This is a genomic window from Micromonospora sp. NPDC005197 (assembly GCF_040608295.1).
In the GTDB taxonomy this organism is placed as follows: Bacteria; Actinomycetota; Actinomycetes; order Mycobacteriales; family Micromonosporaceae; genus Micromonospora.
This window is the reverse complement of sequence record NZ_JBEXHY010000042.1, coordinates 28,438-47,709: the sequence shown is the minus strand read 5'-3', so window position 1 is coordinate 47,709 and position 19,272 is coordinate 28,438. Positions and strand designations below refer to the sequence as shown.

14 protein-coding genes are annotated in these 19,272 nt (G+C 73.0%); 9 read left to right on the top strand and 5 right to left on the bottom strand.

Going from position 1 to position 19,272, the window contains the following annotated elements; genetic code table 11:
* Nucleotides 1-165: 165 nt before the first annotated feature.
* Nucleotides 166-2,367 (top strand): transglycosylase domain-containing protein, encoded by a 2,202-nt coding sequence (locus ABZU46_RS16405; protein ID WP_354858436.1) that lies wholly within the window; start codon nt 166-168, stop codon nt 2,365-2,367.
* Nucleotides 2,368-2,377: 10 nt separating this feature from the next.
* On the opposite strand, the gene ABZU46_RS16400 is transcribed toward ABZU46_RS16405, so the two are convergent.
* Nucleotides 2,378-4,210, bottom strand: coding sequence for a thiamine pyrophosphate-requiring protein (locus ABZU46_RS16400; RefSeq protein WP_354858450.1), 1,833 nt, complete (start codon nt 4,208-4,210; stop codon nt 2,378-2,380).
* Nucleotides 4,211-4,296: 86 nt separating this feature from the next.
* Between ABZU46_RS16400 and ABZU46_RS16395 the strand changes: the two genes are divergently transcribed.
* From ABZU46_RS16395 to ABZU46_RS16385, 3 genes are read left to right on the top strand one after another with little or no spacing between them, the layout of a single operon-like run.
* Nucleotides 4,297-5,157, top strand: a complete 861-nt coding sequence (locus ABZU46_RS16395) for an RNA methyltransferase (protein ID WP_354858433.1) — start codon at nt 4,297-4,299, stop codon at nt 5,155-5,157.
* A 28-nt stretch (nt 5,158-5,185) separates the two neighbouring features.
* Nucleotides 5,186-6,637, top strand: a complete 1,452-nt coding sequence (gene argG, locus ABZU46_RS16390; protein ID WP_354858432.1) for an argininosuccinate synthase — start codon at nt 5,186-5,188, stop codon at nt 6,635-6,637.
* 41 nt (nt 6,638-6,678) lie between these two features.
* On the top strand, nt 6,679-8,439 hold the full coding sequence (locus ABZU46_RS16385) for a PucR family transcriptional regulator (RefSeq protein WP_354858430.1): 1,761 nt from the start codon (nt 6,679-6,681) through the stop codon (nt 8,437-8,439).
* Nucleotides 8,440-8,555: 116 nt separating this feature from the next.
* On the opposite strand, the gene ABZU46_RS16380 is transcribed toward ABZU46_RS16385, so the two are convergent.
* Nucleotides 8,556-9,905, bottom strand: coding sequence for a hypothetical protein (locus ABZU46_RS16380; RefSeq protein WP_354858427.1), 1,350 nt, complete (start codon nt 9,903-9,905; stop codon nt 8,556-8,558).
* A gap of 82 nt (nt 9,906-9,987) precedes the next feature.
* Between ABZU46_RS16380 and murD the strand changes: the two genes are divergently transcribed.
* Entirely contained in the window at nt 9,988-11,337 is a 1,350-nt protein-coding gene (gene murD / locus ABZU46_RS16375; protein WP_354858425.1) for a UDP-N-acetylmuramoyl-L-alanine--D-glutamate ligase, read from the top strand.
* A 19-nt stretch (nt 11,338-11,356) separates the two neighbouring features.
* On the opposite strand, the gene ABZU46_RS16370 is transcribed toward murD, so the two are convergent.
* A complete protein-coding gene (locus ABZU46_RS16370) occupies nt 11,357-12,325 on the bottom strand; it encodes a hypothetical protein (protein ID WP_354858423.1) in 969 nt (322 codons plus the stop codon).
* 88 nt (nt 12,326-12,413) lie between these two features.
* Between ABZU46_RS16370 and ABZU46_RS16365 the strand changes: the two genes are divergently transcribed.
* Both ABZU46_RS16365 and ABZU46_RS16360 read left to right on the top strand, forming a co-directional pair.
* Nucleotides 12,414-13,286 (top strand): hypothetical protein, encoded by an 873-nt coding sequence (locus tag ABZU46_RS16365; protein ID WP_354858421.1) that lies wholly within the window; start codon nt 12,414-12,416, stop codon nt 13,284-13,286.
* Nucleotides 13,287-13,305: 19 nt separating this feature from the next.
* Nucleotides 13,306-14,244, top strand: a complete 939-nt coding sequence (locus ABZU46_RS16360; RefSeq protein WP_354858419.1) for a hypothetical protein — start codon at nt 13,306-13,308, stop codon at nt 14,242-14,244.
* On the opposite strand, the gene ABZU46_RS16355 is transcribed toward ABZU46_RS16360, so the two are convergent.
* A complete protein-coding gene (locus ABZU46_RS16355; RefSeq protein ID WP_354858416.1) occupies nt 14,228-15,010 on the bottom strand; it encodes a glutamate cyclase domain-containing protein in 783 nt (260 codons plus the stop codon). The genes ABZU46_RS16360 and ABZU46_RS16355 overlap by 17 nt on opposite strands.
* Here ABZU46_RS16355 and ABZU46_RS16350 point away from each other — a divergent pair.
* Together ABZU46_RS16350 and ABZU46_RS16345 are read left to right on the top strand one after the other, a co-directional pair.
* Entirely contained in the window at nt 15,009-16,307 is a 1,299-nt protein-coding gene (locus ABZU46_RS16350) for an aspartate aminotransferase family protein (protein ID WP_354858413.1), read from the top strand. The two genes, ABZU46_RS16355 and ABZU46_RS16350, sit on opposite strands and share 2 nt — an antisense overlap.
* Nucleotides 16,304-17,791, top strand: coding sequence for a CoA-acylating methylmalonate-semialdehyde dehydrogenase (locus tag ABZU46_RS16345; protein WP_354858410.1), 1,488 nt, complete (start codon nt 16,304-16,306; stop codon nt 17,789-17,791). The genes ABZU46_RS16350 and ABZU46_RS16345 overlap by 4 nt, the downstream gene beginning before the upstream one ends.
* Here the strand turns inward: ABZU46_RS16345 and ABZU46_RS16340 are convergent.
* Complete coding sequence (locus ABZU46_RS16340) at nt 17,763-19,214, bottom strand: acyltransferase (protein ID WP_354858408.1); 1,452 nt, start codon at nt 19,212-19,214, stop codon at nt 17,763-17,765. The two genes, ABZU46_RS16345 and ABZU46_RS16340, sit on opposite strands and share 29 nt — an antisense overlap.
* Nucleotides 19,215-19,272: the final 58 nt, after the last annotated feature.

Below are 19,272 nucleotides of genomic sequence, written 5' to 3'. Positions count from 1 at the left end.
CGTTGATCATGAAGTTATTGCCTTCGGCCTCGGCGTGTCGTGGCAATAACTTCATGATCAACGCGGGCCGGGGGCTGGGCGGGTGCTGGGCGGGGGCCGTGAAGTTGGTGACAGTTGGGAGGCGGGGGTGGTCGGTTGGCGGTTTTTGTGGCAATCCTGGGGAGCATGGCCGCCTCTCGCTCGCCGCTGTCGCGGCTGTTCACCGTGCTGCTCGCCGGCGTGCTGGCCGGGCTCGCCCTGGCCGTCGCCGCGCTCCCGGGCAACCTGCTGGTCGGGTTCGCCGCGCGCGCCGCGATCGGGTCGTACGCCGCGTTGCCGGCCTCGCTGAAGACCCCGGCCACCCCGCAGCGCTCGTACCTCTACGCCAACGACGGCAAGACGCTGCTCACCACGTTCTACGACGTGAACCGCACCGACGTCGCGCTGTCGGACGTCGCCCCGGTGATGCGGCAGGCGATCGTGGCGGCCGAGGACCGGCGGTTCTACGACCACGGCGGCGCGGACCTGCGGGGCCTGGCCCGAGCGCTGGTCGCCAACGTCAAGGGCGGCGGCACCGAGCAGGGCGGCTCCACGCTGACCATGCAGTACGTCCGCAACGTGCTCAAGACCGACCCCACCCGCACGCCGCAGGAGCGCGCCGCCGCCACCGACCCGACCGTCGGCCGCAAGCTCCAGGAGATCCGGTACGCGGGCGCGCTGGAGAAGAGCCTCGGCAAGGACGAGATTCTCAACCGGTACCTGAACATCGCCTACTTCGGCTCCGGGTCGTACGGGATCGCGGCGGCCAGCCAGCGCTACTTCGGCAAGCCGCCGGCGAACCTGACCCTCGCCGAGTCGGCGTTGCTCGCCGGCCTGGTGCAGTCCCCGGACGCGTACAGCCCGATCAGCGGCGACAAGGACGAGGCGCTGGCCCGCCGGTCGTACGTGCTGGACTCGATGGCCGCCACCGGCGCGATCACCGCCGCGCAGGCCGCGCAGGCCAAGGCGGAGCCGCTGACCCTGCACCCGACCGCGCAGCCCAACGGCTGCACCGCCGTCGCCCAGGGCCACGACGACTGGGGCTACTTCTGTGACTACCTGCGCCAGTGGTGGCTGACCCAGCCGGCCTTCGGCGCCACCACCGCCGAGCGCGAGCAGGCCCTGCGCTCGGGCGGCTACACCGTCGTCACCTCGCTCGATCCGCAGGTCCAGGCCACCGCGCAGCAGCAGGCCACCAAGGTGTACGGGTACGACAACAAGCGCGCCCTGCCGATCGCGGCCGTGCAGCCGGGCACCGGTCGGGTGCTGGCGATGGCGGTCAACCGGCACTACAGCCTCGCCGACAACCCGGCCGGGCAGGCGAACTACCCGAACACCGTCAACCCGTTGATCTCCGGTGGGGCCAGTGTCGACGGCTACCAGGCGGGTTCGACGTTCAAGCTGTTCACCATGCTCGCCGCGCTGGAGTCGGGCCGTACCCTCTCCACCGGGTTCGACGCGCCCGCCAAGCTGCCCACCCGGTACGCCGCCGAGGGGCCGGGCAGTTGCGACGGCCGCTGGTGCCCGGCGAACGCCAACCCGGACTGGATGGACGGGTACCGGATGATGTGGGACGGCTTCGGCCGTTCGGTGAACACCTACTTCGTCTGGCTGGCCGAGCAGGTCGGCCAGGACAAGGTGGTGGAGATGGCGCAGCGGCTGGGCATCACCTTCCGCGCCGACACGGACGCCGCCTTCGCCAAGGACAACGCCGCGAACTGGGGGTCGTTCACCCTGGGCGTCGCCGCCACCACCCCGCTGGACCTGGCCAACGCGTACGCCACGGTGGCCGCCGAGGGCACCTACTGCACGCCGGTGCCGGTGGTCTCGGTGACCGACGCGAAGGGCGCGACGGTGCCGGTCGGCCAGCCGTCCTGCAAGCGGGTCCTCGACGCCGACGTGGCGCGCGCCGCGACCGATGCGGCCCGCTGCCCGGTGGGCCAGCAGTCGCCGTACGGGCAGTGCAACGGCGGCACCGCCACCGGCGTGAACGACATCCTCGGCGGTCGGCCGGTGGCCGGCAAGACGGGTAGCTCGGAGGAGAACGCCACCGAGACGTTCGTCGGTTTCACCCCGCAGGTGGCCGTCGCCGGCATCGCCGCCAACCCGGACGATCCCGCCGACTCGGTGGGTTCGGCGGTGCAGAGCAAGGTGATCGACGCGGTCGCCCGGGTCATCGCCACGGCGGTGAAGGGTCAGCCGGAGATGGCGTTCGTCGCGCCGAGCCGCGAGATGGCCGGCGAGCCCCGCCGCCCGGTGGAGCGCCCCGCCGTCCCCGAGCGCCAGCAGCCCACCCAGGGCCAGGACCCGCGCTCGGCCCTGCAACGCTGGCTCGACCGCCGCGGCTGACCCGGCGGGGTCAGCGCTCGCGGCGGCGGGGGCGGTAGCTGGCGATCGTCGCGGGGAGGCCGCGGCGGATGATGCCGGCCCAGTCGGTGTCGCCCCGTAGCACCGCCGCTGCGGTCTTGCGGGCCTGCTCGGCGGTGAAGTGCGGCGGCAGCATCAGCTCGGCCGGGTCGACCAGCGCGTTGATGACGACCGGCCGGTCGGCGGTCAGCGCGCGCTCCCAGACGCCGGGCACCTGCTCCGGCGCGTCGACCAGCTCTCCGTGCAGCCCGAGCACCTGGGCCCACTGGTGATAGCCGATGTCCGGCAGCTGCTGGCTGTCCGGGAACATCGGCGTCCCCTCGCTGGAGCGCTGTTCCCAGCTGACGAACGCCAGGTCCCGGTTGTTGAGCACCAGCACCACGAACCGCGGGTCGGCCCAGCCGCGCCAGTACTTCGCCACGGTGATCAGCTCGTTGACGCCGTTCATCTGCATCGCCCCGTCGCCGATCAGCGCGACCAGTGGCCGGTCCGGGTGGGCGAACTTGGCGCTCAGGGCGTACGGCATGGCGCCACCCATGGACAGCAGCGTGCCGGAGAGGCTGGCCAGCATCCCGGGCCGGACCTGCACGTGCCGGGAGTACCAGGCGGTCGCGGTGCCGCAGTCCACGGCGAGCATCACGTCGTCGGGGAGCCGGTCGCTGAGCGTGGTGAACAGCAGTTGCGGGTTGACCGGGTCGGCGGTCTGTGCGGCCAGGTCGCGCTGGACACGCCGCCAGGCCGAGGTGGTCTCGGCGATCTCGGCCCGCCAGGCGGTCGGCCCGGGGCCGGGGCCCAGCTCGTCCAGTAGCGCCCGCAGGGTCGGACGGGCGTCGCCGGTCAGGTTCACCTCGGTCGGGTAGCGCAGCCCGAGCTGGGTGCCGTCCAGGTCGATCTGCACCGCGCGGGCCTGACCGGGTGGCGGGTAGAACTCCGAGTACGGCATGTTGCTGCCCACGATCAGCAGCCGGTCGCAGCCGGTCATGAGCTGCCAGCTGGGCCGGGTGCCGAGCAGCCCGATCGCGCCGGTCACCCACGGCTCGCGATGGTCGACGACGGTGAAGCCGAGCAGCGCGGTTGCCACCCCGGCGCCGAGCCGGTGAGCGATCTCGCGGACCTCGTCCTGCGCGCCGAGCGCGCCCTGCCCGACCAGCATGGCCACCCGCTCGCCGCCGCGCAGCACCTCGGCGGCGCGGCGCAGGTCGGCCTGCGGCGGAATGGTCGGCGTGCTGCTCGGCACGTTGCTGGTGTGGTAGTAGCCGTGCGCGTGCGGCGGGTCCGGGATGGCCGGCTCGTCCTGCAGGTCCGACGGGAGCACCAGGGCGGTGACGGTACGCCGGGACAGCGCCGTGCGGCACGCCCGGTCGACGAGGTGACGCACCTGCGCCGGGTGGTCGAGCTGGGCCAGGAACGCCGCCGCGACGTCCTTGTAGAGGGCGAGGAGGTCGACCTCCTGGTAGTAGCCGCCGCCCTCGGCGGTCACCGCGGTGTGCCCGACGAGGGCGACCACCGGCTGGTGGTCGAGCTTGGCGTCGTACAGGCCGTTGAGCAGGTGGATGGCGCCGGGCCCGCTGGTCACCAGCGCGCAGCCCAGCGGCCCGCCGCCGTACTTGACGTGCCCGGAGGCGGCGAAGCCGGCGGTCTCCTCGTGCCGGACCTGGACGAACTGGGCGCGCTCGTTGGTGCGTTGCAGGGCGGAGGTGATGCCGTTGATGCCGTCGCCGGGATAGCCGAAGTAGCGCCGCACGCCCCAGCTGAACAGGCGGGAGACGATGTGGTCCGCGACGGTCGGTCGCCGGGGCAGCGCGCCCGCTTCGCCCGGTGCCATGTGGTCTGCGCTCACCTGGCTGGTCCTTCCCGTCGGGTCCGGTATTCCACCGGTCGTTCCCCGTCTCGACCGGACAAAACACCCCGTTGGGCGGCCATCCGGAGCGGGGGTCGGCCGTCCGGCAGAATCGGCGGGTGCCCGTCCACGAGATCACCGACCCCGACGACGACCGGATCGCCGACTACCGCGCGCTCACCGACGTCGAGCTACGCACCCGCTGGGAGCCTCCGCACGGCCTGTTCATCGCCGAGGGCGAGTTGGTGCTGCGCCGGGCGCTGCGCGCCGGCTATCCGGCCCGGTCGTACCTGGTCGACGCCAAGCGCGTCGACCAGCTCGCCGACCTGGACACCGGCGACGCGCCCGTCTACGCCGCCACCCAGGACGTGCTGCAACGGGCCACCGGTTTCCACGTACACCGGGGGGTGCTCGCGTCGTTCCACCGCCGCTCGCTGCCGACGGCGGCCGAGGTGCTCGCCGCCGCGCGCCGGGTGGTGATCCTGGAGGACGTCAACAACCACACGAACCTCGGCGCGATCTTCCGGGGCGCCGCCGCGCTGGGCATCGACGCCGTGCTGCTGTCGCCGTCCTGCGCCGATCCGCTCTACCGGCGCAGTGTGCGGGTCAGCATGGGCGAGGTCTTCGCGATGCCGTACGCCAAGCTCGAACGCTGGCCCACCGGCCTCGACGAGGTACGCGAGGCGGGCTTCACGGTGCTCGCCATGACGCCGGCGCCGGACGCCGTACCCATTCAGCGGTTGACCCCGGCGCAGCGCGCGCGGGCGGCGTTGCTGCTCGGCGCCGAGGGTCCCGGTCTCACCGCGGCGGCGCAGGCGGCCAGCGACGTGCGGGTGGTCGTCCCGATGCGACGCGGCGTGGACTCGTTGAACGTCGCCGCCGCGGCGGCGGTGGCGTTCTGGGAACTGGGTCGCGACGATCCGCTTGCATGACCATGCGTCTTGCTGAATAATCTTCCCCGTGTCCAAGGTTCTCACCTCCCTGCCCATCGGCGAACGTGTCGGCATCGCCTTCTCCGGCGGCCTCGACACCTCGGTCGCGGTCGCGTGGATGCGCGACAAGGGCGCCGTCCCCTGCGCCTACACCGCCGACATCGGCCAGTACGACGAGCCCGACATCGGCTCCGTGCCCGGCCGTGCGCTCAGCTACGGCGCCGAGGTCGCCCGGCTGGTCGACTGCCGCGCCGCCCTGGTCGAGGAGGGGCTGGCGGCGCTGACCTGCGGCGCCTTCCACATCCGCTCCGGCGGGCGGGCGTACTTCAACACCACCCCGCTGGGCCGGGCCGTGACCGGCACCCTGCTGGTGCGGGCGATGATCTCCGACGACGTCCAGATCTGGGGCGACGGCTCGACCTTCAAGGGCAACGACATCGAGCGGTTCTACCGCTACGGCCTGCTGGCCAACCCGCAGCTGCGCATCTACAAGCCGTGGCTCGACACCGACTTCGTCACCGAACTGGGTGGGCGTAAGGAGATGTCGGAGTGGCTGCTGGAGCGCGGCCTGCCGTACCGGGACAGCACCGAGAAGGCATACTCCACCGACGCCAACATCTGGGGCGCGACGCACGAGGCGAAGACCCTGGAGCACCTCGACACCGGCATCGAGACGGTCAGCCCGATCATGGGTGTCCGGTTCTGGGACCCGTCGGTGGAGATTCCGGCCGAGGACGTCACGATCGGGTTCGACCAGGGTCGCCCGGTGACGATCAACGGCAAGGAGTTCGGCAGCCCCGTCGACCTGGTGCTGGAGGCCAACGCCATCGGCGGCCGGCACGGCCTGGGCATGTCCGACCAGATCGAGAACCGGATCATCGAGGCCAAGAGCCGGGGCATCTACGAGGCGCCCGGCATGGCGCTGCTGCACGCCGCGTACGAGCGGCTGGTCAACGCCATCCACAACGAGGACACCCTGGCGAACTACCACAGCGAGGGCCGCCGCCTCGGTCGCCTGATGTACGAGGGCCGTTGGCTCGACCCGCAGGCGCTGATGCTGCGCGAGTCGTTGCAGCGCTGGGTCGGCACGGCGGTCACCGGCGAGGTGACGCTGCGGCTGCGCCGGGGCGAGGACTACTCGATCCTGGACACGACCGGCCCCGCGTTCAGCTACCACCCGGACAAGCTGTCGATGGAGCGCACCGAGGACTCGGCGTTCGGCCCGTCCGACCGGATCGGCCAGCTCACCATGCGCAACCTGGACATCGCCGACTCGCGGGCGAAGCTCGAGCAGTACGCCTCCCTCGGGATGGTCGGCGGCGCGGCACCCCAGCGGATGATCGGCGCCGCGCAGGCAGCCTCGACCGGGCTGATCGGCGCGATGCCCGAGGGCGGCGCGGAGGCCATCGCCTCCCGGGGCGTCGCCTCCGCCGCCGACGAGGCGCTCGACCGCGCCGCCATGGAGTTCGGCGTCGACTGAGCGGCCCCGGCACGTCGAGGTCCGGGGTCACGGACGGTAGCGTGGCGGCCGTGTTCCCTACCGTCCGTGAGGTCCTCGCCCTGGATCCCGTCCGCCACGGTGCTCCCCGCGTGGTCGCCGGGGACGCCGGGCTGGACCGGCCGGTCCGCTGGGTGCACGTCGCCGAGGTACCCGACATCGCCACCCTGCTCGGCGGCGGCGAGCTGGTGCTCACCACAGGCATCGGGTTGCCGGCCGACGACGCGGGCCTGCGCGCGTTCATCGGCGACCTCGCCGACGTCGGTGTCTCCGGGCTCGTCGTCGAACTGGGCCGCCGGTACGTCAGCGGCGTACCCCGGGTGATGGCCGCCGCCGCCGAGCGGCGCGGCCTGCCCCTGGTCGAGCTGCGCCGGGCCACCCCGTTCGTGCGGATCACCGAGGCGGTGCACGCGCTGATCGTCGACGCGCAGCTCACCGAGCTGCGGGCCGCCGAGGAGATCCACCAGCGGTTCACCGACCTCTCCGTCGAGGGCGCCGACGCGGCCGAGGTGATCCGGCAGGCTGCCGAGCTGTCCGGTTGCCCCGTCGTGCTGGAGAACCTGTCCCGGCAGGTCCTCGGGTACGACCCGGCGGGGGAGAGCGCCGAGCTGCTGCTGGACGGCTGGGAGCAGCACTCGCGGCGGATCCGGCCGGCCGGGCGCACCGCGTACGACCCGGACAGCGGCTGGCTGGTGACGGTCGTCGGCGCCCGAGGGCAGGACTGGGGGCGGTTGCTGCTGCGCTGGCCGGCCAGCGGAGACGCGCCCAGCGCTCGGTCTGGCGAGCCGACCGTCGCCCCGCCCACCCGGCTCACCATCCTCATCGAGCGGGCCGCGTCCACCCTCGCGCTGGGCCGGTTGATCCGCCGCGACGCCGAGGGGCTGGAACGGCAGCTGCACCGCACCCTGCTCACGGCGTTGCTCGACCACTCCCGACCGGTCGACGAGGTGGCGCTGCGCGCCAAGGCGCTCGGTGTGGCGCTGGACCGCAGGCACCTCGTCGGCGTGATGGTTCGCCACCGTGGCGACGACCCCGCCGGAGAGAACGGCCCCGAGGCCGGCCAGGCCCGGCTGCGGGACCTGTCCGAGGCCGTCGGCCAGGCACTGCGGGAGGCGAAGCTGACCGCGCTGACCAGCGCGGTCGACGACAACTCGGTGGGCGCGCTGCTGGCCCTGCCCGACCCGGCCGCCGAGGACCGCGCGCTGACCGCGTTCGCCGGCGCACTTCGTCGGGTACGCCTCGACGCCGGCACGGGCCGCGCCACGTCCGCCGCCGATCCGTCCCGGCCGGGGTCGGGTGTCGACCCGCTGCGGGGTGGCGTCGGCGGCGCGTCGGCCGGACTGATCGTGGCCGCCGGGTCCGGGGTGAGCAGTCTGCGCGAGGCTCGACGGTCGCTCGTCGAGGCGCGGCAGATCGTCGAGGCGGCTCGACGGGACCGGCGTGACCTGCCGATCTTCCGACTGCCGCACGTGGGCCTCGCGGGGCTGCTGCACCTGCTGCGCGACGAGCCCCGGCTACAGACCTTCGTGGAGCGCGAACTCGGCCCACTGCTGGAGTACGACGCCCAGCACCCCCGGGAGCGGCTCCTCGACACCCTGCGCGCGTACCTGGAGCAGGGGCGCAACAAGTCCGCCGGCGCCGCGGCCGCCCACCTGTCCCGACCGGCCTTCTACGAACGCCTGGCCCGCATAGCCCGCATCCTCGACGTCGACCTCGACTCGGTAGAGGCAAGCCTCTCCCTGCACGTGGCCCTGCTGGCCCTGGAAGCAGTCCGCACCCCCTGACCCCCTCCCTCTCTGCCCCCCACCTCCCGCGTTGATCATGAAGTTATTGCCAAGACACGCCGATGAGAGTGGCAATAACTTCATGATCAACGGGGGGAGGGGGCAGGGGGAGGGGGTTAGGACAGGGAGGTTAGGGCTTTTGCGTAGGTTGGGGGGATGTGGTTGGGGCCGCCGGGGGTGAAGACGTCCGACGTCGCCACCGCGGACCAGGCCGTTTCCGGTACGGCTTCGACCAGTGCCTTGATCACTGGGGCGTCGCGCCACTGGTCCTGTTCGGCGAGCAGGCCGAGAGCCACCACCGACTCCTCGACCTCGCCCACGCACTCGAACGGCTTGTGCCCGTCCACGCCCAGCAGCTCCCGGTAGCCGGGGATCTGCTCCGGGTCGGCCAGCAGGTCGCCGCCGAAGATGTGGGTGACCCGCTCGCGGGGCATGAACGGCGCCATCGCGAGGAAGACGAACCGGCACTTCGGGCAGTCCCGGCACCAGCGCTCGGACGCGTCGCGCAGCTTGAACGCCTGGTTGCAGCTCGTCACCACGTCGTCGTACCGGGTGAACTCGGCGAACAGCCGGGCGATGTGCAGCTCGGACAGCGAACGCAGCAGCGAGAAGTACGGTTCGGTCAGGCCGGCGTGCTCGGCCAGCGCCCCCCGCAGCAGCCCTTCGGCCTCGACGCCCTTGGACCACTGGTGGTTGATCTCGTGGCCGTTCCAGACCAGGTTCGGGTCGGACGCCGAGCGCTCGTTGGACATCACCACCGGGCCGAGCCCGTGCAGCACCGCCGTCGCCACCGCGATCAGCGAGTTGATGGCGGTGACCGGGATGTGCCCGTTCAGCGCGCCCGCCGCGTTCAGGTCGAACAGCACCGGGTCGATGCGCCGTCGGGCCGCGAGGGGGGTCAGACCGGACGCCTCGTTGACCGAGACGATCACGTGGTTCGGGTTGACCGAGAACGGCACCGGGTCCAGCTCGGCGCGGCGCAGCGCCTCCAAGCTCACGATCGAGTCCTTGCCGCCGCCGACGGCGGAGAGGGGGCGACGATCGGAGTTGTCGTAGACGCGCGGCGACTCCGGTGAGCCGGCCGGCACCTGCGGGCGCACCTCGAGCACGTGCGGCAACTGGTTGCGGTACGCGTACTCCGCGAGGCCCTTGGTGTAGACGGCCGTGACGTAGTCGACGGTGGCCGCGCCCAGCGGCGCCGGCAGCACCAGCCGGGGCGGCGCGGCGACCTTGTAGTAGCTCACACCGGCGACGAGGTGCAGCACCTCCAGCACCCGGCCGAGGGTGGCCACGGTCTCGTCCGACGGCGGCTGCGCCGGCAACGGAAGGGTGATCACCTCGGTGAACCGTTGCTCACCGGCCGGGCCGGTCAGCGCGTAGTCGAACAACACCTCGCCGGTGGCGAAGTCGATCGAGTAGGACGGGAAGGTGAAGGCGTCCATCCGCCGGAGCTGCTCGTTGGGCACACGCCATACTAGGCCCTGGTTCGTCCGGCCGTGTCCGGACCGGCCCCCGCCCTGCCGCCGCCGTGACCCCGAGGAGAGCCCAGTGCGCCTGTCTGACCTGCGCGGACGTACCGTCGCCGTCTGGGGGACCGGCCGGGAGGGCCGGGCAGCTGTGACCGCGATCGCCGCGCACGGCCCCGCCGAGCTGGTCGCCGTCGACGACAGCGCCAACTTCCTGTCACTGCCCTGGGACGGGCCGCTGGCCGAGGCGGCCCCGCTGGTCACCGGCGAGGCGGGCTTCGCCCGGCTGGCCGCCGCCGACGTGGTGGTCCGCTCGCCCGGCGTGCCGCAGACTCATCCCTGGCTGGTCGAGCTGCGCCGACGCGGCGTGCCGGTCACCCAGGGCACCGCCCTGTGGATGGCCGACCACGCCGCGCGCACCGTCGGGGTGACCGGCAGCAAGGGCAAGAGCACCACCTCCAGCCTGATCAGCCACCTGCTCACCGCGATGGGCCGCCCGAACGTCTTCGGCGGCAACATCGGGGTGCCGACCCTCGACCTGCCCGACGCGGAGCTGTACGTGCTGGAGCTGTCGAGCTACCAGTGCAGCGACCTCACCGACTCGCCCCGGGTGGCCGTGGTCACCGCGCTGTTCCCCGAGCACCTGGACGCGCACGGCGGGGAGCGGGAGTACTACCGCGACAAGCTCAACCTGCTCGCCCACGATCCGCAGACGATCGTGGTCAACGGCGCCGACCCACGGCTCGCCGCCGAGCTGGGGGAGCTGCCGGCGGTGCGGGCCGGCCGCCCCGACACCACCAACGTCGCCACCGGCGCGGACGGCACCCCCTGGTTCCACCTCAGCGACCAGCCGCTCTTCCCCCGCGCCGTGCTGCCGCTGGTGGGCCGGCACAACGAGGGCAACCTGTGCGTCGCCCTCGCCGTGCTCGACGCGCTCGGCATCGACGTGGTGGCCGCCAAGGACCACCTGGCCGTCGCGGTGGCCGAGTTCCAGGGGCTGGCCCACCGGCTCACCGAGATCACCGACCCGTCCGGCCTGACCTTCGTCGACGACACCCTGGCCACCAGCCCGTACGCGGCCATGCACGCCATCGACGCGTACGACGGGCGACCGTTGACCGTGATCGTCGGCGGCACCGACCGAGGGCTGGACTACACGCCGCTGGCCGAGCACCTCGCCGAGCGGGAACTGACCGTGATCGGCATCCCGGACAGCGGCGCCCGCATCGTCGCGGCGCTCGACGGCCTGCCCAAGGTGCGGACGGAGCTGGTCGACGACCTGGTGGAAGCGGTCCGGCTGTCCCGTGAGGTGACCCCGGCCGGCGGGGTGGTGCTGCTGTCCCCGGCCGCCCCGAGCTACGGCCGGTTCCGCAACTTCGAGCACCGCTCCGAGGTCTTCGCCCAGGCCGTCGCCGACACCGCCGGGGCGTAGGGCCTGGCGGATCGTCGGGTCACCGCCGGGCGACCTGGTGGTGCAGGGCGCGCAACGAGCGGATGGCCGAGCGGATCTCCTGCAGGTACCGCCCGGGGGTGAGGGTCTGCTCGGGCAGTACTGCCAGGTCGGCCAGCGTCGGGTCCACCCCGACGGTCTCGATGGCGCAGCCGTACGGCACGGCCAGGGTGCGTAGCGCGTCGCAGTGCTGGAACGGCACGTAGATCGGCGCGGTGACCATCAGCGCCTCGTCACCCGGGGCGAGCCGGACGTGTCCGGCCCAGAACCGCTGGGTGTCGGCGGTGTGGGCGCGTCGCCGGTCGGGTTCGCTGGACGGCGCGGCCAGCACCCGTACCGGTGGCAGGCCCGTCGGCCGGTAGGTCCGCGACGACCAGGAGTGGTGGGGGTGGCCGGCGTCGACGCCGTCCTGCTCGGTCGGGGCGGTCACCCCGAACACCTGCCGGACCGCCGTGTCCAGCACGTCCACCTCGGTCTCGTCCGGGGGCAGGCCCGCGTCGGCGAGGGTGGCGCGTTCCCACTCGGACAGTGGTCGGAAGCTGCCCAGCACGGCGACCTCGCCGGTCACCCGCAGGCCGGCGCGCAGCAGGTGCGCGGCGTACGCGACGCGACGCACGCAGGCGTGCGCCAGGCCGCCCAGCACGACCAGGTGGGCGTACGCCGGGCGGGCCGGCGGCACCGTACGCGCCATGCCGAGCGCGGCGGCCGCGTCGAGGACCAGCCTGGACGTGAGCGCGTCGAGGGTCGGCTCCCGCGCGTCCGGGCGTTCGCGCCCCTGCCGGAAGTCCCAGTGCCGGGCGGAGAAGTCGTCGAGGAACCGCAGCACGTCGGCGAGGTCGCCGGTCGGCCAGTCGCCGCCGAAGTGCCGGACCAGGCCGCGGAGCGCAGTGGAGTCGACCCAGGCCCGGACGTCCGCCGTGATCTGCTCGGCGACCGTGTCGGTCGACGGGGCCGCATCCGCGCTCTGCACGTGCCGGATGCTACCGCTCCGGTCCGGCGGGGCCGGCGGGTTGTGGCTGGCGTCTACCCTGGCGGCACCGGCGGATTGGGGGAGTTCGATGGTCCGTGACGTGGCCCGTCGGCGGCCCCGGGAGCGCGGCGGCGCCTCCGACGGCTTCGCGCGTCTGGTGGCGCACACCGACCCGGTGGCGTTGGTCGGCATCACGTTGTCGATCACCCTCAGCGTCATGCTCGACCTCACCAACGCCGCCTCCGGGGTGGAGTCGCTGCTGGCCGGCCTGATGGGCATCACCATCTCGCTGCTGGTGGACTCGCTGGCCCGCGCGGAGCGCCGGTTTCACCTGCGGACGTTGCTGGACGGTCCGCCGTGGCTCGTCCACACCACCACGGAGCTGGCCGCGGCCATGCGGGAGGCGGCCGAGCAGCACGCGGGCACGCGGGTCGCGGCCGAGGCGCAGCGGCGCTACGAGCAGTTCCGGCTGGAGGCCGAGCAGCTCGCGCAGGGGCGGATCATCCGCCGCGGCGACGAGGACGAGGACCTGGTCGGTGCGACCCGCGGCTGCGTGCACCGGCTCGACGCGCTGACGAACGTGATGCCCCGGGTGAGCGGGGAGCTGAGCTGGTGGCGCAGCGAGATCGGCCGACGGTACTGGGAGGCGAACGTCGCGGCCCTGCAACGGGGCGTCCGGATCACCCGGGTCTTCGTCTACGCCACGCTGACCGACGAGCTGTCCGCGCTCGTGCAGCGGCAGCGCGCGGCCGGGGCGCGGGTGGGTCTGCTGCCCTTCGGTGTGGTCAGTCCACAGCTCCTCGTCAATCTGACAGTCTGGGACGGGTCGAGCTGCTGGGAGGCCCGGATGACCGCGCACGGCGAGATCGGCGAGAACCAGTTCTCGGTCAACCGGACGGACGTCGAGCGCCTCACCCGCGTGTTCCACGTCTGCGTGAACGCCGCGACCTTCCAGGACTGACGGCCGAGACGGGGAAGCCATGACGGTGAGTGCGGTCCTGCTGGTGACGGCCGTGGTCTGGGCGGTCAGCGTGATCCGCTCGGTCCGGCTCCGGGCGCTGGTCTACAGCCTTCCGTTGCCGATGACGCTCGCCCTGGTCAGCACGCCGTACGGGGTGGGCGGTGCGCAGGTGCTCGGCGTGCTCGGGCTCAACCTCTTCTTCGTCACCGTGGCGGTCACCCACCAGCGGCTGCGCTGGCCCATCCTGCTCGCCGACGGCGCGGGGATCGCTGTCTACGTGGCGCTGAGCGCAGGTCTGTTGGCCGTCGACATCCCGTTCGAGGAGGCCCTCGGCGCCACGCTCGTGCTCTGGCTGCCGGCCATGCTCCTGCTGCGCCGTCGCGCCCGTACGCGGGTCGCCCCCGCAACCGCTGCCGGCGGAGCGGACGCCGCCGCTGCCGGCGGAGCGGACGCCGCCGCTGCCGGCGAAGCGGACGCTGCCGCTGCCGGACCGGCCGCTGCCGGCGACGCGGACTCCCGCGCGGAGACGCCGGCCGAAGGTCGTCCGGACGGTCTGCCGGCGCTGCTCAAGTTGCTGGTCATCTTCGTCGGGGCGATCCTCACCGCGGTGCTCGGCGCGGTGTTGCGCGGCATGGTGGTGACCTTCCCGTACTCGGGGGTGCTGGTCGCCGTCGAGGCTCGCCGTCAGTTGGTCGAGTTCAGCGGGCACTTCGCGCGCAACAGCCTCGCGCTGGTCGGTTTCCTCACCGCGTACCACTACCTGCAGGACGTCTCGTCGGCCGTCGCGGTGGGCAGCGGCTGGGCGGCCTTCGCGGTGGTCGCCACCGCCCTGCACCTGCCGCTGCGCCGCCGCGGATCCGCCCGGGCCAGTCCGCCGAGACGCGTGTCGAGACCGCTGCGGCCGGCGGCCGAGCCAGCCAGCCACCGTGCGGTGAGCCCGCCTAGCGGGCGCTCCTGACCAGGTCCGCGATCTGGGCGAGCGGTTCGGCGTACGCGGGCCAGTCGAGTCCGTCGACGCTGCGCGTGGGGCGGCGGCGTACCCCGTCCACCGCGCCCGCCGAGACGATCGCGGTCAGCAGGTCGGACGACCACGCGGGCTCCAGCAGCGTACGAAGCTCGGGCACCTCGGGGCGCAGCAGCGACAGCGCGCCGACGAGGGCTGCGGCGGCCCAGTTGGAGGTGCCGCCGACGAGCAGCGCGTCCGCGCCGACCACGCACCGGATCCGCTCGCCCGAGGCGACCACCCGCCCGACGAGTTCCGCCGGCAGGAGGCCCATCCCCAGTTCGTTGCCGCCGTCGCCGATGCCGATCCGAAACGCCGAACCGGCGCGGTAGAGCCGGTCCAGGGGGGCCGTGTGCGCACCGATGTCCTCGCCGCGCATGTTGCGGGGTCGACCGTCCATCCCGGGCCCGACCCGTTCGCAGGCGATGAGGTGCGTCAGGCGGCCGTAGCGGGGCAGGAGGGCGTCGGCCCACTCGTCGCCGCGTGCCTCCCCGGCGACAGTGGACGGAACCAGGGTAACGGGGCCCGGCGAGGCTGCGGATCGAGTGGCGGTAGGCCGCTGACGCTGCGCGAAACAGCGGTGAAATGGCGGGATTGTCTCGGAAACCGTTGACGTGCTGTCAGGCCGGAACGGCCTTGCGCTACACCCTGACAGTTGTTCGCGCGGGCCGGCGGTGGGAGCGTGCGGTATCCACGAACGCCGCTGAAGGGTTGCCACCATGACCGACGACCTGCTGGCCCGCCACCGGGCCGTGCTCCCGTCCTGGATGCCCCTCTACTACGACGAGCCGATCGAGCTGGTCTCCGGCTCGGGCCGCCGGGTCACCGACGCGCAGGGCCGCACCTACCTGGACTTCTTCGGCGGCGTGCTGACCAACATGATCGGTTACGACATCCCGGAGATCCGTGAGGCGGTCGAGCGGCAGCTCGCCACCGGCATCGTGCACACCTCGACGCTCTACCTGATCCGCCAGCAGGTGGAGCTGGCCGAGAAGATCGCCCAGCGCTCCGGCATCCCGGACGCCCGGGTTTTCTTCACCAACTCCGGCACCGAGGCGAACGAGGCGGCGCTGCTGGTCGCCACCAACTACCGCCGCTCGCACCAGATCCTGGCGGTGCGGAACAGCTACCACGGCCGGTCGTACGCGGCGATGGGTGTCACCGGCAACCGCAACTGGTCGGCCAGCGGCCTCAACCCGCTCCAGGTGGCCTGGCTGCACTCGGGTGACCGGGTGCGCGGTCTGCTGGCCCGGCTCAGCGCCGAGGAGCAGGTCGACGCGGCGGTGGAGGACCTGCGCGAGGTGCTGGCCACCCAGACCGCCGGTGACGTGGCCGCGCTGATCGCCGAGCCGATCCAGGGCGTGGGCGGTTTCGTGCACCCGCCGGACGGGCTCTTCGCCGGCTGGAAGAAGGTCCTCGACGAGCACGGCATCCTGTTCATCGCCGACGAGGTGCAGACCGGCTGGGGGCGTACCGGGGAGCACTTCTGGGGTTACCAGGCGCACGGCGTCACCCCGGACCTGCTCACCTTCGCCAAGGGTGTCGGCAACGGGTTCGCTCTCGCCGGGGTGGTCGGCCGGGCCGAGGTGCTCCAGGCGGTGCCGGGGATCAGCTTCTCCACCTTCGGCGGCAACCCGATCTCGACGGCGGCCGGCAACGCGGTGCTCGACTACCTCCTCGCGCACGACCTCCAGGCCAACGCGGCCCGCGTCGGCGCGATCCTCGCCGATGGCCTGCGGTCCGCGGTGGGCGGTCTCGACTGCGTCGCCGAGGTACGCGGAAAGGGGCTGATGCTCGGCGTCGAGTTCGTCCGGCCGGGCGGCAGCGAGCCGGATCCGGTGCTGACCAACCGGGTCTTCGAAGCCGCTCGGGACGGTGGCCTGCTGGCCGGCAAGGGCGGTCTGTACGGCAACGTGCTGCGGATGGGGCCGCCGTTGACGCTGACCGAGGAGGAGGCCCGCGAGGGCCTGGCGATCCTGGTCGACGCGATCCGTTCGTCGGCGGAGGTGGCGGCATGAGCATCGGCCACTTCGTCGACGGCAAGCGGGTCGGCGGCACATCCGAGCGACGCGGTGACGTGTTCGACCCGGCGACGGGTCGGCGTACCGCCGAGGTGGAGCTGGCCTCGACCGCGGACGTCGACGTCGCGGTGCGGTCCGCCGCCCGCGCGGCCCGCGACTGGCGCGACGCGTCGCTGGCGAAGCGGTCGACCGTGCTGTTCGCGTTCCGCGAGCTGGTGCACGCCCGGCGGGACCGGCTCGCCGAGGTGATCACCGCCGAGCACGGCAAGGTGCTCGCCGACGCCGCCGGCGAGGTGCAGCGCGGCCTGGAGGTCATCGAGTACGCGTGCGGCCTGCCGTCGGCGCTGCGCGGCGCGTTCAGTGAGAACGTCTCCACCGAGGTCGACTCGTACACCATCCGTCAGCCGGTCGGGGTGGTCGCGGTGATCTCCCCGTTCAACTTCCCGGTGATGGTGCCGCTGTGGTTCGTGCCGGTCGCGGTGGCCTGCGGGAACGCGGTGGTGCTCAAGCCGAGCGAGAAGGACCCGAGCGCGGCGCTGCTGCTGGCCGAGTGGTTCGCCGAGGCGGGCCTGCCCGACGGGGTGCTCAACGTCGTCAACGGCGACAAGGAGGCGGTCGACGCGCTGCTGGAGCACCCGGAGGTGCGGGCCGTGTCGTTCGTCGGCTCCACCCCGATCGCCCGGTACGTCTACCAGCGTGGAACCGCCGCCGGTAAGCGGGTGCAGGCGCTCGGCGGCGCGAAGAACCACATGGTGGTGCTCCCGGACGCCGACCTGGACCTGGCCGCCGACGCGGCGGTCAACGCCGGATTCGGCTCGGCGGGGGAGCGGTGCATGGCCATCTCGGTGCTGGTTGCGGTGGAGCCGGTCGCGGACGCGTTGGTCGAGCGGATCGCCGAGCGGATGGCCGGGCTGCGGACCGGCGACGGCCGGCGGGGCTGCGACATGGGTCCGCTGGTCACCGCGGCGCACGCGGCGAAGGTGCGCTCCTACGTGGACGCCGGGGTGGCCGCCGGGGCGGTGCCGGTGGTGGACGGGCGGGACGTGACGCCGGACGGCGACCCGGACGGCTTCTGGCTGGGCCCGACCCTGTTCGACCGGGTGACCCCGCAGATGTCGATCTACACCGACGAGATCTTCGGGCCGGTGCTCAGCGTGGTTCGGGTCGGCTCGTACGACGAGGCGGTGGAGCTGGTCAACGCCAGCCCGTACGGCAACGGCACGGCGATCTTCACCAACGACGGCGGCGCGGCCCGGCGCTACCAGCACGAGGTGGAGGTCGGCATGGTGGGGATCAACGTGCCGATCCCGGTGCCGATGGCGTACCACTCGTTCGGCGGCTGGAAGTCGTCGCTCTTCGGCGACCTGCACGCGCACGGCGAGGACGGGGTGCGGTTCTTCACCCGGGGCAAGGTGGTCACCAGCCGGTGGCTGGACCCGCGCCACGGTGGGGTCAACCTCGGGTTCCCCACCCAGACCTGAGCAACCGCAGGACGCCCGCCCCGGCCAGGTACGCCAGCAGCGCCGCGACGGGTGTGCCGAAGGGTTCCCGGGCGTGCGGCGAGGTCGTGCTGTTGATCAGCAGCGCGACCACCACGGCGATGTACCCGGCCACGGTCAGCGCCGCGCGGGCCGTGGTGCTGCGGCCGACCCGCCGTGCGGTGCGGTGCCGGGCGCTGCGCGCCTCGACCGGGCCGAAGATCGCGACCAGCACCGCCAGGACGGCCGCGAGCAGCAGCAGCCAGGGGACTCGCCACGCCCACCAGGCGCCTGAACCGGCGGCCGGAGTGGGCAGCGTCCCGGTCGTGTCGAGCAGCCCGATGAGCAGGATCGCGGCGGTCAGGTGCCAGAGGAAGATGGTCAGCACCACCAGGTTGACCCCGATCACCAGCTGCCACGGGCCGGTGCGGCGCAGCAGGCGTTCCGCTGGCCGGCGCAGCAGCAGGATCAGGCCGAGCTGGGCGGTGGCGACGGCCAGCAACGCGAGGCTGGGCGGGCTGAGGTTGTCCAGGCGCTCGCCGGGCACGTGCAGCATCGCCACCGGCCACGGGCCGGGCCCGGTGAGCAGCAGCAGAGCGGCCAGCCCGCTGGTCAGGAACACCAGCCCGGCCCGCCGGGAGGTGGGCAGCCGCCGCCGGCGTACCCCCGGGTGGTCGGGAGCCGACGGCCCGCCGGCGTCGGCGGCTGACGGTGGCGCGGTCTCGGTGGTCGGCGGCGCTGCGGGCGTGGTCTCGGTGGCGGTCGGCGGGGTGGCGCGGGTGTCGTACCAGGCGAAGCCGAGCTGGTGTATGGCCAGCCAGCCGAACAGGTAGCTGCCGTAGCTCAGCTCCACCGACCCGGTCAGCCGGGCCAGGTCCCCGAGGCCCACCAGGGCGACCAGCACCAGCGGGACGGCCAGGCCGAGACGGCGGTGCAGCGCGTACATGGCTGGGGTGAGCACGACGACCGCCAGGTAGGCGATCAGGAACCACAGGGGGATGGTGGCGAACCAGACCACCTCGCGAATTCGGGTCGGGTCGACGCCGCGCAGCCGGGCCACCGCCGCCGCCCCGGTGAGCACGAGCAGCAGCGCGCTCGTGGGGCGGACCAGTCGGGCACTGCGGTCGAGCAGCCAGTCCGCCGCATTGCCACCCCGGGCGCGCAGCCGGGTCAGCGAGGCCGCGTTGGCGTAGCCACCGACCAGGAAGAACACGGGCATCACCTGGGCCACCCAGGTCAGCGGGTACGCCCAGCGCAGGTCGCCGAGCGCGGAGTGCCCGGTGGGTTGGCCGGAGGCGTCCCGCCCGATCACCGTGACGCCCCAGTGTCCGAGAACGACCATGGTGATAGCGAGCGCGCGGAGCAGGTCGACGTACCGCTCCCGTCCGGCCGGGGTGCGGTCGGCGAGGTCGCGCAGACGGCGCATCACCTCAGGCTAGGCGACCGACGGCGGCCGGTGGTGATAACGGTTCGACAGTCAGGAC

Coding starts and splice junctions, on each gene's coding strand:
- ABZU46_RS16345 (WP_354858410.1), top strand. CDS start 16,304: ATGAGCATCGGCCACTTCGTCGACGGCAAGCGGGTCGGCGGCACATCC.
- ABZU46_RS16350 (WP_354858413.1), top strand. CDS start 15,009: ATGACCGACGACCTGCTGGCCCGCCACCGGGCCGTGCTCCCGTCCTGG.
- ABZU46_RS16355 (WP_354858416.1), bottom strand. CDS start 15,010: ATGGTGGCAACCCTTCAGCGGCGTTCGTGGATACCGCACGCTCCCACC.
- ABZU46_RS16360 (WP_354858419.1), top strand. CDS start 13,306: ATGACGGTGAGTGCGGTCCTGCTGGTGACGGCCGTGGTCTGGGCGGTC.
- ABZU46_RS16365 (WP_354858421.1), top strand. CDS start 12,414: ATGGTCCGTGACGTGGCCCGTCGGCGGCCCCGGGAGCGCGGCGGCGCC.
- ABZU46_RS16400 (WP_354858450.1), bottom strand. CDS start 4,210: ATGGCACCGGGCGAAGCGGGCGCGCTGCCCCGGCGACCGACCGTCGCG.
- ABZU46_RS16405 (WP_354858436.1), top strand. CDS start 166: ATGGCCGCCTCTCGCTCGCCGCTGTCGCGGCTGTTCACCGTGCTGCTC.
- ABZU46_RS16340 (WP_354858408.1), bottom strand. CDS start 19,214: ATGCGCCGTCTGCGCGACCTCGCCGACCGCACCCCGGCCGGACGGGAG.